The sequence below is a fragment of the Cronbergia sp. UHCC 0137 genome, from assembly GCF_034932285.1.
In the GTDB taxonomy this organism is placed as follows: Bacteria; Cyanobacteriota; Cyanobacteriia; order Cyanobacteriales; family Nostocaceae; genus Cronbergia.
The window spans coordinates 39,159-53,632 of the sequence record NZ_JAYGHC010000008.1; the positions used below are offsets into that span (position 1 = coordinate 39,159).

Here is a 14,474-nt window from a genome sequence, read left to right on the forward strand (position 1 = left end):
TCATCAATAAAAGCTTTCAGAAAGAAACGTTATAAATTCATATTACTTGGAGATTCAATGCAAGATTTAATGATCTTTCTGTCTAAATCTTTAATCAGTTGGTTGGGTATTCAGATATGTTTAATCTTAGTATTTTTATGGTATCTGCGATCGCCTAAACAAAACTTATTATCTGATGAACAATTACCGAAAACGGCTGTAATACTGTGTTTGCGGGGTGCTGACCCATTTCTACCTAACTGTGTGCGATCGCTCTTACAACAAAACTACCCACAATATGATTTAAAAATCGTCATTGATAGTCAAGAAGACCCAGCTTTTAAAGTTGTCAAAGAAGCAATCAATGAATTAGGTGCAACTAATTTTCAAATTAGCACCTTAAACACATTTAACCATAATTGTAGTCTCAAATGTAATGCTTTAATTCAAACTATTTCTAACTTAGATAATTCTTATAAAATAGTCGCCCTAGTCGATGCAGATACAGTTGTTCATCCTAATTGGTTACGCGAATTAGTTACTCCTCTTCTTGATGCCACGGTGGGGGTAACAACAGGAAACCGTTGGTATCTCCCCACAGGAAACTATTGGGGTTCTATGGTACGTTATGTTGGTAATTTATCGACTGTCGTGCAAATGTTTTTGTTTCAAATTCCTTGGGGTGGGAGTTTAGCAATCAAAACAGAAATGCTACATCAAATAGAAATAATGGATCAGTGGGGAAAATCTCTAAATGATGATTTACTAATGCACAATCTGATCAAAAAACATAATTTAAAAATTAAATTTGTCCCCTCCGCCTTAATAATTAACCGAGAAGATTGCAATTTATTCACCTTACATGAATCTCTGAAACGATTACTACTTTCTTGTAGACTTTATCACCCTTATTGGTTGGCTATAGTCAGCGAATCAATTTCTAGCATCCTGTTTCCTACTCTAGTGGTGATCTTAATTTTCTGGTCACTATTAGAAGGACAATTATATCAGGCTTTTCTATTATTTGGTTGGTATAGCATCTACACAGTTGGTTTACTATTAATAATTCTGCTGATGGAAGTAGAGGTACAAAAGATAATTCATGCTCAAGGTCAAGCAATAACTAAATTGACAAACCGCACGATCATGAGAATTTTACTTGCTATTCCTCTCACACAATGGGTTTATGGTTTAGCAATTATCTCTTCTCTGCGAACCTCAACAATTACATGGCGTGGTATTACTTATAGACTCCAAGGAGCGTCCGATATTCGGTTAGTTGAATATCATCCTTATCAATGGTTAGATCAACCGACTGATGGTAAAGTTTCCCTATAATTTATAATTGCTGAAATGAACGAATTATCAATCTTATTTTCTAAAGTTTTGCTGTGTTGGCTGACTATTCAAGTATGCTTAGTTGTTGTATTTTTGTTAGGTTTACGTTCTAGCCAACAACCTTTATTATCAGATGGAGAATTACCCAAAACAGCCGTTATTCTTTGTTTACGTGGGGCTGATCCTTATTTAGGAGATTGTTTGCGATCGCTATTTAATCAAAACTACCCAAAATATGATTTAAAATTGATTATTGATCGTCAAGAAGACCCATCTTGGCAAATAGCAATTGATACTATCCAAGCAGCCGGAGCAACAAACGTTCAAATTGATTCTTTAAGAATAATTCGCCATAGTTGTAGTCTTAAATGCAGTTCTCTTTTACAAGTTATTTCAGATTTAGATAACTCTTATCAAGTAATTGCTCTCGTCGATGCTGATACGATAGTTCATGCCAATTGGTTGCGTGAATTAGTCAATCCTTTAGCCGATCCTCAAGTGGGTGCAACAACCGGAAACCGTTGGTACTTACCCACTGGTAATCATTGGGGGTCTTTAGTTCGTTACATTTGGAACGTCTCTACAGTTGTGCAAATGTCTTTGTATAGCATTCCTTGGGGTGGGAGTTTAGCAATCAAAACAGAAGTTCTACACCAAACAGAAATATTAGATAAATGGAGTAGAACTTTAGCTGAAGATACCATGATTCGCGGAGTTTTAAAAAAACATCACCTAAAAGTAAAATTCGTTCCTTCTCTAATTATGCTCAATAGAGAAGAATGCAAATTACCTAACTTAATCCCCTGGCTGAAACGTCAAATTCTTGCTTTTCGTCTTTACCATCCTTGGTGGGCTGGAATAGTTGTAGAAACTGTCTTAACTGTAGCCTTATCTACTGTTTTTCTTCTATTTTTAGTGTTAAATATATTCACTCAACAATGGAATACAGCAGTCTTTTCTCTTGGCTGTTACATCGGTTATATATTGGCATTACTGTTAATCACTTTTGTATTAGAAAGAGAAATTCAAAAAGTAATTTATCATCAACAACAACCGATGAATAAATTATCATTTACCCAAATTCTAAAAATGTTAATTGGGATTCCCCTAACACATTGGGTGTATGGATTAACAATGCTATCTTCTCTATGGATGTCAAAAGTGAAATGGCGTGGTATCACTTATCAAGTTAAAAGTCCTTGGAATATTCGCTTACTTGATTATCGCCCTTACCAATTGTTAGATCAACCTAACGGAAAAATTTCTCTTTAATCAGAAACTCGCTGCAATTATGAAACACCAACCACTTCGCATTGCCCTCTTCACAGGTTTATATTCTCCATTTTTAACAGGAGTTTCAGTTGCGGTACACCAACGCGCTCGGTGGCTACTTCAACAAGGACACGAAGTTTTTCTTGTTCACCCAGAAATCAATAATCAATATCCCAAACAAGTCGGAAATCGCCCCATGTCCGGCTTAGAAGAACTACAATGTTTCCCCAACTTTTCTTCTTACGCATTTCCTACACAACCACTAATTTTCTATAAATCTCTACCTCAACCATTAAATCATCGTCATTGGAGTGACACCAAATTACTAGAAAAATTTAAACCTGATATCATTGTTGTAGAAGAAGCAGCACAAATGAGAGGTTTATATTCAATATTCTTACAAGGATATGGTCGTTCTGTGGGAGTTGAATATGCAAAGCGCACAAAAACGCCCATTATTTCAGTTTTCCATACTGATATCGTTGCTTATATTCGATATTATTTAGGTGATATTGTCTTCAAGTTAGTAAGTCCCTTCCTTCCTGCTTTAATTAAGCAGTTTAGTAACACTTATAACGTCAATTTATTCCCATCAAAAGAACTACTGCGTAAATATGAAAGCTTAAAATGTCAGCGTAGCGAATACGTTCCCTATCAAGGAATAGATTGCGATAAATTTCATCCCAATAATATCTGTTATAACCCGATTCCTGAAGACAATCGACCAACTTTATTATTTGTTGGACGTATCACAGCAGAAAAAAATGTTACCCAACTTTTAGACGCATATCCAATCATTGCTGCTAAAATTCCTGATGTGCATTTAGTAATTATTGGTAGTGGTCCATTAGATACAGAAATTCGTCGTCGTGCCAAAAATTTCCCATCTGGTGTAACATTTTGGGGTGAATCTCATGGTCAAGAACTTTTAGGTTGGTTTGCTAGAGCAGATGTATTTGTTAATCCCTCAGTAACCGAAAATTTCTGCACAACTAACATGGAAGCTTTAGCACAGGGAACTCCTGTTGTCGCAGCTAATGCTGGAGGAAATCCAGAGCAGGTTTTATCTGGAATTAATGGTTTTGTATCCGAACCTAATAATCCTCAAGATTTAGCCCAAAAGGTAATTACAATTTTAGAAAATCCCGACCTAAAGGCAAAATTATCTGAGCAAGCCCGTCCTTCTATTCTTGAATTTGATTGGTCAGCTTGTATGGAAAAGTTTGAGGAGAAGCTTTATCAATTAGTTGAAATACCACAAAAGTCAAGTTAAGCAGGACTTACGCAACTGGCACATTGGTAAGGTGTGTCAGACTGCATAAACCTCGTAAATATATTCAAAATGGCTGAATTTTTTGTTTATAAAAATAGGGGTTTAGCAGTGCTAAACCCCTACAAATCGAAGGTTTTTCATAATCTTTAGGACTTACGCATAAGTCACTAAAAAACTAACCACAGAGGCACAGAGTTCACAGAGAAATGAGGTTTTGAAAGATATTTTGCGTAAGTCCTGATTTTGCAAATTTTTACATCCCAACTGACTAATTTATTCTCCCTCTTCACTAATAACTACTTTACCTCGAAAAACAAAGTAGTTATAGATGTTGTAAAACAACATAATTGGAATCAAAAACCCAATGAAGGTAATCATGAAAACCATTGAAGTTGCAGAAGATGCTGCTTGATAAATGGTAATGCTGGGGGGAATGATGTAAGGAAAGGCAATAAATCCTAAACCAATAAATGTCAGCAGAAAAATTAATGCTGTATAGACAAATGAGGCAATTTCTTGTTTACGGTTTAAGCTTTGTAGCAGCAACCAAATCAATAAGATACCCAACAAAGGAATCAGGGCAAAAATGTACACTTCTGGTTGATGGAATAGCCTTGCTCTAGCGTTTTCATAGACAATTGGCGTGGCAATGGTAATTAAAATTGCGCCTATAAAAGTTGTCCAGGCTGCTAATTTTGCTGTGCGAAAGTGAGTTTCTTGTAATGTACCTTCCGTTTTCAGAATTAGGTAAGTTGAACCAATTAATACATAACCTTGGACAAGGGTTAATGCGGTTAGTAATGATTGCCAACTTAACCAATCCCAGATCCCACCAGTAAAATGTCCGGCTGCATCAACTTTGATTCCTGCTAATACGCCACCCAAGGCAAATCCTTGAAATAGGGAAGCAATAAAACTACCGATTCCAAAAGCATAATTCCAGAAACTTTTATTATCAGAATGTTCTCGAAATTCAAAGGAAACTGCCCTAAGAATTAACCCTACAACCATTACCATTAAAGGCAGATAAAGGGCATGAAGAATTGTCCCATAAGCTAAGGGAAAAGCCCCAAATAATGCCCCTGCCATTAAGACTAACCAGGTTTCGTTAGCATCCCAAACGTTACCTAAACTGGTCATTAATAGACTACGGCGTTGTTCATTAGAGGAAGTTAGAGAGAGGATACCAACGCCTAAATCAAAGCCGTCTAAAAGCACATAAAGGAACAGAAATAAACCCAGAATTACAAACCAAACTTGTGGTAAAAAGTGCAACAAAGCTTCCATATAATTGTTCCTATTGTAGTGTTTCTAGAGGACGACTATCGGGAATGTGGCTTACTGCTTTAGTTGCGATTACTGTTTTTATTTGACTTCCTGGTATTGGTAAAGTTAAATCTGGTCCTTTGCGAATAATTCGGCTACCAAAATACATGGCTGACACAAACAACACGCTGTAGAGAAGGGTAATAACTGTCAGTGAAAATAATACTTCACCTGGTTCTAAATGAGAAGCCGCATCAACAGTCCGAATTTGCCCATAAACTGTCCAAGGTTGTCTGCCTACACAGCGAACAATCCAGCCTGATTCAATAGCCAGATAGCCTAATGGTGCTGATAAAACCCAAGCCTGTAATAACCATTTTTGTTGAGCTAAATTGTTATTACTCAGTTCACCTGTGAGCCATTTTATCATGCTCCACAGCATCAATGCTACTAAGAAAAAGCCGATTCCTATCATTAAGCGGAAGGAATAATAAATTAAAGGAATCATTGGTGGACGATCTTCTGGTTTCCATTCTTTGAGTCCTAAAACTGGTTGAGAAAGTTTGGGTTTGAGTTCTAGAATGTAACTTAAACCGTTAGGAACTGAAATTTCCCAATCATTTTTTTCGGCTGTTTTATTAGGAGATGCGATGATACTCCAATTGGCAGATTGTCCGGCGGGAATTGTTTCCCATTGGGCTTCCATTGCTGCTAGTTTTGTTGGTTGATAGTGATAAACCTGATCGCCACTAGCATGACCAATGTAGACTTGTAAGGGAGCAACAAAAAGAGCGATCGCTAAAACTATTTTAAATGATTTGCTGAAAAATTCTGTATGGCGATCGCTCAATATATACCAAGCACTAATTCCGCCAATTACAAATAAAGAAGTCTCCAAAGTTGCCAAGAACATATGGAGAACACTATTCAACATGAATGGATTTAAAATTGCTTGAAAATAGTCATGAACAATAAACTTTCCATTCACCATTTCCCCACCACTAGGAGTCTGAAACCATGAATTGGCAACTAAAATCCAGAATGTGGAAAGATTAGCCCCAAAAGCGACGAGAATAGTCGCTAAATAGTGAATTACCGGATTAACTCTCTCCCAACCAAAAATCATAATTCCCAGAAAAGAAGCCTCTAGCATAAATGCCATTGACCCTTCAAATCCAAGAATACTACCTAAGAAATCTCCCACTGCTTCTGATAGTGGAGCCCAGTTAGTACCAAACTGAAAACCCATTGGTAAACCCGATGCAACTCCTATTCCAAAGTTCAGTAAATACAACTTTGACCAAAAACGCGCATGATGATAATAAGCTGGATTTTTAGTTTTCAACCATAGTCCTTCAACAACAATTAGGTAGATAGACATACCTGTAGTTAGGACTGGCCAAATCATGTGGAATATTGCTGTCAGTGCAAATTGCAACCGCGACAAGGCCACGGTATTAGATAAAAGTTCCATACTGTTTGAGGCAGTTACGCAAAGGAGATAAATATGTATACAGAATATACACTAATATTTGTTTACACTGTTTTACTTCCAAAAGTTTTAAGCTTTGAACTGTTTGACAATAGGTCGTAGTATAACGTTCATAACTTCTGGCAATTTGGCTACCTATCTTAGATCAAATTTTATAGAATACCAGAATAATTAACCTGTGGGCTTTTAGGTTTCAAGTTTGAGTTATTAACACAACTTACCAATCTATGATCATGATTGTGATTGCCTACTTCTCATGATTTTAGTATTAGTATTGTTCTCAATCGTGCCTAAAAATATTCATACCCTAGAAGTAATCGCTTCTGGGGTTTTTATTATGTCAATATTTGATTTTTGCAGGAATACAAGCCCTAATTAAAGTAATTATGTCTAATTGATTTTTAATATTAGTATTGTTCTGTTGTTAAAACCTAAATTTCAAGACTTTGTTGGCTTCGATATTAAACAAGTTCATCAGCCGTAAACCTTTATAGAACCGAGAATCACTATATCAGCAACATTTCTATATTCCTATATAAAAGACAATTTTTTTCGGACATAACTCCTGTATTTATGTCTAAAACCTTGCGTTCAAAGACTTGAATTTTTAAATTAATAGAGCAACAATACAGATAAGTCTAACATCTTGTAGGCTCTCTTGGTGACAACTTAACCTTATCCAATGTCCACAGTCCGCGCCAGCGGACTTTTTTGTGTCTATTCTCAAATAAATTAGACACCCTGCTGAGTTTTTAGGCATCCGTTACATTGGATATCATCAGAATTTGCGATTTAGACTAATTTTATGGTTATGGCTGGATCACAGTTCAGCTTTTTCCCTTTGTAATGTACCAATGGAAAACGAAAATGAAAGCTGAAGATATCATGACCAGAGATGTCGTTACTATTCGTGGTTCAGCGACGGTTGCTGAAGCGGTTGGGTTGATGAGAGAAAAGGGATTGCGTGCTTTAGTCGTTGATCGTCGTTATGATGATGATGCTTATGGCATTGTAACCGAAACAGATATTGTTTATAAGGTAACAGCTTACAGCAAAAATCCCAGAGAAGTGCGGGTTTACGAGATTATGAGTAAGCCTTGTATTATTATCAATCCTGAATTGAGTGTGGAATATGTGGCACGGTTGTTTGCTAATACTGGTATTCGTCGCGCTCCAGTCATTCAGGGCAATTTGTTGGGTATTATTTCTATTACCGATATTATCACCAAAAGCGACTTTGTAGAAGCTCCAAAAACACTGGTATTACAAGAGAGAGTGGATAGAGCGATCGCTCTTGCTCGTGCAACCTGTACTGATCAAGGCGCTTATTCTAAAGCCTGTGCTAATGCTTGGGATGAAGTAGAAGAACTCCAAGCTGAAACTGCTCATCAAAAAGCTGAAAGTATGGTCTCCGCTAAACTTTCCTTTCAAGAAAATTCTCAACCACTTTCAGATCAAGAACTCAAGGAGAAGGTTTAACAAAGGATTTGGGATTTGGAATTTGGGATTTGGGATTTGGGATTTGGGATTTGGGATTTGGGAAAAGAATTATTCCTCCCCTTTTTTCCTAACTCCTAACTCCTGACTCCTGACTCCTGACTCCTAACTCCTAACTCCTGACTCCTACTTTTTAGCAACTTGTGTTAATAGAAGTAATCCTATTACCAAACCAAAAAGATTAGGCAACCAAGCTCCAATGAAAGGAGATAAAATACCTGCTTGTGCCAAAGCTCCAGAAATAGATAAAAGTAAATAATAACTAAAAATAACTATTACACTAATGCCGAAACTTGTCCCTCTTCCAGTACGTTGAGGAATAGTACCCATTACCGAACCAACTAAACCAAAAATTACACAAACAAAGGGAAAGGCTATTTTTTGCTGAATCCTCACTTCTAATTTACGAATTTTCTGTTGATCGCCGGTTAAACGTTCTAATTCCAGTTGATCTAAGGCTTGAGCAATATTCATTTCACCATAATCACGACTATTTTCAGCTACATCTAAAGGTGTGCGGGGCAGTTGCAGTTGTTGTTTTTCAAATCGTAAAATGTTACGATAGGAGCGATCTGGAGCTACCAAATAAATTGTACCGTTATAAAAATCCCAAACCTGTTTTCCACTATTCCATTCAGCAGATTCAGAAACAACTATTTGATTTAATCCTTCCCTGGAACGGTCGATAATTGTTAGCCCTTGCATTTTCTTTCCATCAAATTGGTCAGCATAAAATAGTCGTGAAAGTACCTTGATTTTACTCCCATCAGATTGTTTGATTTCTCGATATTCTGGATAATAAATATTTTGTTGTTTAAATGAGGGTTTATCTGATTTTAGGGCTTGCTGTAGGGTTAATGTCGCTTCATAATTTGCTGCTGGTGCAATCTGCTCATTAAAAACGTATGTCATTCCTGTGACTAAACTACTAAATAAAACCGCCGTTAATACCATGCGATAAACACTAACCCCACATCCTCGCAAAGCAATTAATTCACTTTCGCTAGATAATCTGCTATAGGTCATTAATGTTGCTAACAAGGTAGACATCGGGAAAGAATAAACCATTACATAGGGCAATTTTAATAAAAAAATCTTGAGAGCAATGTTTATTGGTAATCCAGATTCGACAACTTTCCGCAACAATTCAAATAAACTATCTATTGCCAAAACAACAGAAGTAAATGCCCCCACACCGAATAAAAATGGCGGAAGTAACTGCATGGATAAGTAGCGATCCATGATCGAAAAAGGTAAAAGTAAATTCAGGGTGTAGAACGGTTTAATATTTTTTAAAAGCATAGGAGTTTGTCTGAATCAGGATTTCCAGGATTTAAGGATGAAGTTTGGGATTTGATTACCAATTACCAATTACGAGTAGTCTGTCAAAAACTAATTAACAGGTAAATAAATCTTCTTTCTTCTTTCTTCGCGCTCTTTGCGTCCTTTGCGGTTCATTTCTTCTTTATCTGTCAAATACATTTTGACAGACTACTAGCCTCAATTAGATATGTAATTAGGACTTACGCAAGATTAACGTATTTTCGTCATTGCGACGTAAGGAAGCAATCTCAAAACCTGATGTTTCCTATCCCGTGCGTAAGTCCTGGCAATTCACGCCGTGAAATGATCACCTAAATAATATTGCCTAACAAGTGGATTATTATAGAGTTCTTCAGCAATACCAAAGGCGAGAATTTGTCCTTCTCGCATAATGTAAGCGCGATCTGTGATGGCGAGGGTTTCACGAACATTGTGATCTGTGATTAAAATACCCATACCGCGATCGCGCAACTGTCCGACTATTTGCTGAATTTCTGACACCGCAATGGGATCAACACCAGCAAATGGTTCATCTAAAAGTAAAAACTTTGGACCCTCTCTTCCTGCTGCTAAAGCCCTAGCTAATTCTGTTCGTCGGCGTTCACCCCCAGAAAGTTGAATCCCTTTGCTGAAACGCACCTTTTCTAAACGAAACTCCCTTAATAGTTGATGTAGTCTGGTTGACCATTCCCGTTTCGGTACGTGAGTTTGTTCTAAAACTAACAGAAGATTATCCTGAACTGAGAGTTGACGAAAAACACTTGCTTCTTGAGCTAAATAGCCAATTCCTAATCTAGCTCTTTTGTACATCGGTATTTGTGTAATATCTAAATTATCTAACCAAACTCTGCCCTGATTAGGTTTTTCTAACCCAGTGGCAATATAAAATGTTGTTGTTTTACCGGCACCGTTAGGGCCTAATAAACCAACAACTTCCCCCTGGGCAACAGAAAGGTTGACACGATTGACAATTACTCGTTTACCGTAGGATTTGTGAATATTTTCTAAAACAATTTTCACTATGGGCGTGTTTTGGGTGATCTATGCTAATTAGAACGCTTGAGAGGTGGTGTTTTGGGGGCAGGTTTAGCAGGGTTTTCACTTACTTGGGAATCTTCTACCATATAAATAGATTCTACCTGACGATTAGATTGAGGTAAGGCAATAAATCGCCCTTCGTCAATTAAGTATGTAACTTTTTCTGCCCGAATACTATTATTATTCTGTTGCAAAATATAAACGTTGCCACTAAAATCAATTCGACGTTCTTTGCTAAAGTATTGTGCTTGGGCAGCCGTGGCTTGAATTTGCCGTGAAGGATACAACATTTGCACGTTACCACGGGCAGTAATTACTTGAGTATTGGCATTATATTCTTGCACATCCGAGCGAATAGTCAGTGGGCGATTTCCCCCGGAGGATTGGGCGGTAGCAGTTTGTACTTGAGTTGGGAAAGCGATCGCTACTGGCAGCAGCAAGGCTAATCCACAGCGTCCTATCTTGGATATTGGTAATTGATAACCGAGCATCATAGTAATTGGGGGTTAAATATTTCAGCTTGTATTCTAACTATTGCAAGCACTTTCTCCAGAAATAAAATCTACTATTTGGACTAATTACTCATAGATCAGTAGGTGGACAAAATAAAACTAAACTGTGTAAAGGGGCCTATTGCCTGATCCCAACGACAGTTTTGAACCCGAACCTACTTAATTGGTGTGAACTTAGTTAGTGTGGACGCTTTTAGACAGTTTAAAGTTTCGATGTCGCAACAGTTTTATTGATTTTAACACTAGAAATCTGGTCAAAAAGTAAAAACCTTCCTGATGTAGATATTTTCGGTATAACCCGTCAATTAACAAGTTGCTATTACATCACACTAAAATCTTCTTCACATTGTCCCTCGCGGTAATAGAATAGGAACGATGCCTACAGCGATCGCCCTCTAAAGTCTACCAAAAACAGAAAGTGGCGATACAGTGAAATAAATTATACAGGGTTTCCAACTAAGCGCGAATATGAGTTTATTAAGGTGCTTGTTGAGGAAGCGATCGCTAAAGTAGTAAAACCTCTCACAGACACTTTAGAGGAGAGAGAAGGAAAACAGCGTCAATAATAATAACCTAAGTCGCACTAGGATTTCAATTGTTCTATAATTGTAAGTAAATCATAGAAAGATAACGATGGCATTTATGACCCGATTCAATAGGTAATTGTGCAATGGATACCATAGAGTTTTATCGGAATATAATTCAGTCTTTGTTGACAGATTATGCTGCTATCCCAATCGCCAATGGGTCGATTGATTGCTACACCGTTTTTGATACGAAACAAGACCATTATCAGGTAATGAATGTAGGTTGGGATGGTCATCGGCGGGTTTATGGTTGTGTTTTACATTTGGATATTAAGAACGGAAAGATTTGGATTGAGCAAAATATGACGGAAATGAGAATAGCCCAAGAACTGGTGGATCTGGGTGTGGCGAAGGAAGATATTGTGTTGGGGTTTCAAGCTCCTGAAATGCGGAAATATACCGACTATGCAGTTATATGATCGCTAAAGTAGTAAAACCTCTCACAGACACTTTAGAGGAGAGAGAAGGAGAACAGCGTCAAAGTAAGTAATAATCCAAGTTGTTATACTTCAACCTTTTAACAGTATTTTAAAGTTTAGTTGTCATAATTTGATATTTGGTTATTTGAAAACTTGATTGCTAATCTATTTATCAGATTTAGTATCTCTAATTCACTTTTTATTTGGTCTTTATATTCATTTTCATCTATATCAATTTCAGTATATTTTGTATTCGCAAATAAAGTTATATAATCGGTGTCATTTGGTAATAAATAGTTAATATAAATCCCTTCCCTATCCTTACTATTTGAAAAATTGCTAGAATAATAGTCATCTATGCGTTTTGGTAATGCTTTTTTCGTTAAAATTTTTTCAATAAGCAAAGTTGTTGATTCAGTATTTTCTTGATGACTATATTTTTTTGTTATTTCATTTATTTCATTTTCCCTGGAAACATAAGGATATAACTCAGCTTTATTATCATATTGAATTGGTAAAATAATAAAATCCTTGGAAGCTACCTCTGCTATTTTTTTAGATGGAATTTGTGAATTATATGGAGTCAATAAAATTCCTTGATATTTAATGTTTAGTTTAAGTTTACTAGGTAAATGATTGGAAATTTCAGTTTGTAAAATTTCTTTTAGTTTTAAAATTTGTTCAATTCCATTTTCTAAAGAGTTGTGATTCTTACCTTTCATTTCAATAATAGTGCAAATGAAAGATTTAGAATCAATATAAAGTGACATATAATCTGGACGCTTTAATGCTTGATTTTTGATAAGAGGATCATTTCTTCTATCTATTTTAAACAAAATACATATAGCCTGATTTTGAGAATCTAAACTTATCCGAAAATGTACCCCACTTTCTTTAGGAACACTTCTTTCTGGTACTGTACAAAATACTAGGAGATTTTCTAAAAAGTTGAAATTTTGCCAGTTTAGTTTATCTTTTTTACCCTGTAAAATTTGAGCAGTAGTATTATTCTTCTGCTTCATCTGCTTTTTCTTGTCCTGCTTCATAAATTTGAAAAAACTTTTGTTGAATATCTACGGAAACATCACTTAAAGTATCCCATCTTATACCATAATCTGGATCATTTAATGAGACTAATTTATTATCTTTCATTTCATACGCGCTAACTTTATCCATAGGTAAAAATGCTCTTTCATCTTGAAGATATAAAGATGAAGATTGACGTTTTAATATTTCAGGATTTTCATGATTACCATTAACTAAATTATTCAAATGTGCCATAATATAAGGACTATGGGTTGTGAGTAAAATTCTCACACCAAGATTAACAAGAATAGATAATGCTTCCAGCAGCTTTGCTTGTGATTCTGGGTGTAAGTTCATCTCTGGTTCGTCTATTACCAGAAAATCACCTTTATTTGCACGATATCTTAAATATAAAAGCAATGGTGCAAGTTGTTTAATAGAAGATGAAGCATTATATAAGTCAATTTCTAAACCTTTTTTAACTAAAACTTTTATTTCTTTTCCATGAAGCTTAGTAGGTTTTAAATTAGTTTTATTTTTGTTCTGTAGCTGTTTTTCAATTTCATCTGCTAACTTTTGAAATTCATTCTGTTCGTTTGAATTAATTTTCACTTCTTCTTGAAGTTCTATTTCAGTTAGAAAATCTAAAAAATCTTCTACTGGTTGTGGATAACTAATATTACCTTGTTCTTTTAATAATTCAATTTGTTTGTCTGGACTACTATTAATCAATAATTCTCTTTGAGTTTCTTTAAGAAGTCTATAACGCCTATTTGCTAATATTTTATAGGTATTTATAAAAGCATTTCGTTCGGCAGGGAAAGGGAACATTTTAGCAGAGAAAATTATCTGTTTAATAACATCAATAAAATATATTTCTGGCGTATTCGTTTGATGATAATCCTGGAAATACTCTATCAACATCCTATTTTCATTTATATTATTTTCTCCATTATTAGACTGAAGCCTGAATAATAACTTATTATTTTGACGACTAAGTTTTAGTTTTATAGGAATACCGTATTCCAAATATAAAATTTCCAAGTGAAAAGATTCTTGCTGAGTTAATATATTTATCGCATCTTCGACTTCTTGACGAGAAATTATAATTGAAAATAATGTTTTAGAGAAAAGTTTATGACTTGAATCCTGAAAGAATGATTCTAAAGAACTTCCTTGGAAACTTTTGGCCATTTCTTCAGCATCTCTGATAAAAAAATCAAGTAGATTATTATCTATTTGCAGTGACCAACCACCATAATCTTCCTCTTTAAAGTCTAATTGGCCTTTATAAATATTCAAAGTTCGTCTCACACGCTGCCATAAACCATAGGTAGAATAAGCAATATAAGTTTTACCTGAGTTATTCGGTCCAATAATTACTGTCAGAGGACGCAAATCTAACTCTGTTTCTTGAATAGATCCTAAGTTTGAGAATTTTATTTTCATTTT

Annotated in this window: 12 protein-coding genes; 5 read left to right on the top strand and 7 right to left on the bottom strand. The window is 35.7% G+C overall.

From position 1 onward, the window contains the following. Positions 1-57 precede the first annotated feature (57 nt). Genes VB711_RS05615 through VB711_RS05625 form a run of 3 tightly spaced genes read left to right on the top strand, consistent with a single transcriptional unit; the run spans position 58 to position 3,862 of the window. Complete coding sequence (locus VB711_RS05615; protein WP_323284778.1) at positions 58-1,317, top strand: glycosyltransferase family 2 protein; 1,260 nt, start codon at positions 58-60, stop codon at positions 1,315-1,317. Positions 1,318-1,332: 15 nt separating this feature from the next. Beyond that, on the top strand, positions 1,333-2,589 hold the full coding sequence (locus VB711_RS05620; RefSeq protein WP_323284779.1) for a glycosyltransferase family 2 protein: 1,257 nt from the start codon (positions 1,333-1,335) through the stop codon (positions 2,587-2,589). 19 nt (positions 2,590-2,608) lie between these two features. Then, positions 2,609-3,862 carry a glycosyltransferase family 4 protein gene (locus tag VB711_RS05625; protein WP_323284780.1) on the top strand — a complete coding sequence of 418 codons (1,254 nt, stop codon included), beginning with the start codon at positions 2,609-2,611 and terminating at the stop codon, positions 3,860-3,862. 273 nt (positions 3,863-4,135) lie between these two features. On the opposite strand, the gene cydB is transcribed toward VB711_RS05625, so the two are convergent. Next, on the bottom strand, positions 4,136-5,149 hold the full coding sequence (gene cydB, locus VB711_RS05630; protein WP_323284781.1) for a cytochrome d ubiquinol oxidase subunit II: 1,014 nt from the start codon (positions 5,147-5,149) through the stop codon (positions 4,136-4,138). A gap of 10 nt (positions 5,150-5,159) precedes the next feature. After that, complete coding sequence (locus VB711_RS05635) at positions 5,160-6,602, bottom strand: cytochrome ubiquinol oxidase subunit I (protein WP_323284782.1); 1,443 nt, start codon at positions 6,600-6,602, stop codon at positions 5,160-5,162. A gap of 885 nt (positions 6,603-7,487) precedes the next feature. On the opposite strand from VB711_RS05635, the gene VB711_RS05640 reads away from it, so the two are divergent. Further along, positions 7,488-8,099, top strand: a complete 612-nt coding sequence (locus VB711_RS05640) for a CBS domain-containing protein (RefSeq protein WP_323284783.1) — start codon at positions 7,488-7,490, stop codon at positions 8,097-8,099. Between the two features lie 144 nt (positions 8,100-8,243). On the opposite strand, the gene VB711_RS05645 is transcribed toward VB711_RS05640, so the two are convergent. The 3 genes from VB711_RS05645 to VB711_RS05655 form a co-directional block, all read right to left on the bottom strand. Continuing rightward, positions 8,244-9,359, bottom strand: a complete 1,116-nt coding sequence (locus VB711_RS05645; RefSeq protein WP_323284882.1) for an LptF/LptG family permease — start codon at positions 9,357-9,359, stop codon at positions 8,244-8,246. 372 nt (positions 9,360-9,731) lie between these two features. Then, a complete protein-coding gene (gene lptB / locus VB711_RS05650; RefSeq protein ID WP_323284784.1) occupies positions 9,732-10,460 on the bottom strand; it encodes an LPS export ABC transporter ATP-binding protein in 729 nt (242 codons plus the stop codon). A gap of 26 nt (positions 10,461-10,486) precedes the next feature. Further along, the gene (locus tag VB711_RS05655) at positions 10,487-10,972 is read right to left on the bottom strand and encodes an LptA/OstA family protein (protein WP_323284785.1); all 486 of its coding nucleotides are present in this window, start codon (positions 10,970-10,972) and stop codon (positions 10,487-10,489) included. A 688-nt stretch (positions 10,973-11,660) separates the two neighbouring features. On the opposite strand from VB711_RS05655, the gene VB711_RS05660 reads away from it, so the two are divergent. Continuing rightward, positions 11,661-11,996, top strand: a complete 336-nt coding sequence (locus tag VB711_RS05660; protein WP_323284787.1) for a XisI protein — start codon at positions 11,661-11,663, stop codon at positions 11,994-11,996. Positions 11,997-12,112: 116 nt separating this feature from the next. Here VB711_RS05660 and VB711_RS05665 read toward each other — a convergent pair whose 3' ends face one another. Beyond that, positions 12,113-13,018, bottom strand: coding sequence for a hypothetical protein (locus VB711_RS05665; protein ID WP_323284789.1), 906 nt, complete (start codon positions 13,016-13,018; stop codon positions 12,113-12,115). Continuing rightward, positions 13,002-14,471 (bottom strand): AAA family ATPase, encoded by a 1,470-nt coding sequence (locus tag VB711_RS05670; protein WP_323284791.1) that lies wholly within the window; start codon positions 14,469-14,471, stop codon positions 13,002-13,004. Before VB711_RS05670 ends, VB711_RS05665 begins: the two co-directional genes overlap by 17 nt. Positions 14,472-14,474: the final 3 nt, after the last annotated feature.

Excerpts from the sequence above, each read along its gene's own strand:
- VB711_RS05615 (WP_323284778.1), top strand. The coding sequence starts at position 58 with ATGCAAGATTTAATGATCTTTCTGTCTAAATCTTTAATCAGTTGGTTG.
- VB711_RS05665 (WP_323284789.1), bottom strand. The coding sequence starts at position 13,018 with ATGAAGCAGAAGAATAATACTACTGCTCAAATTTTACAGGGTAAAAAA.
- cydB (WP_323284781.1), bottom strand. The coding sequence starts at position 5,149 with ATGGAAGCTTTGTTGCACTTTTTACCACAAGTTTGGTTTGTAATTCTG.
- VB711_RS05620 (WP_323284779.1), top strand. The coding sequence starts at position 1,333 with ATGAACGAATTATCAATCTTATTTTCTAAAGTTTTGCTGTGTTGGCTG.
- VB711_RS05655 (WP_323284785.1), bottom strand. The coding sequence starts at position 10,972 with ATGATGCTCGGTTATCAATTACCAATATCCAAGATAGGACGCTGTGGA.
- VB711_RS05645 (WP_323284882.1), bottom strand. The coding sequence starts at position 9,359 with ATGGATCGCTACTTATCCATGCAGTTACTTCCGCCATTTTTATTCGGT.
- VB711_RS05640 (WP_323284783.1), top strand. The coding sequence starts at position 7,488 with ATGAAAGCTGAAGATATCATGACCAGAGATGTCGTTACTATTCGTGGT.
- VB711_RS05625 (WP_323284780.1), top strand. The coding sequence starts at position 2,609 with ATGAAACACCAACCACTTCGCATTGCCCTCTTCACAGGTTTATATTCT.
- VB711_RS05635 (WP_323284782.1), bottom strand. The coding sequence starts at position 6,602 with ATGGAACTTTTATCTAATACCGTGGCCTTGTCGCGGTTGCAATTTGCA.
- VB711_RS05670 (WP_323284791.1), bottom strand. The coding sequence starts at position 14,471 with ATGAAAATAAAATTCTCAAACTTAGGATCTATTCAAGAAACAGAGTTA.
- VB711_RS05660 (WP_323284787.1), top strand. The coding sequence starts at position 11,661 with ATGGATACCATAGAGTTTTATCGGAATATAATTCAGTCTTTGTTGACA.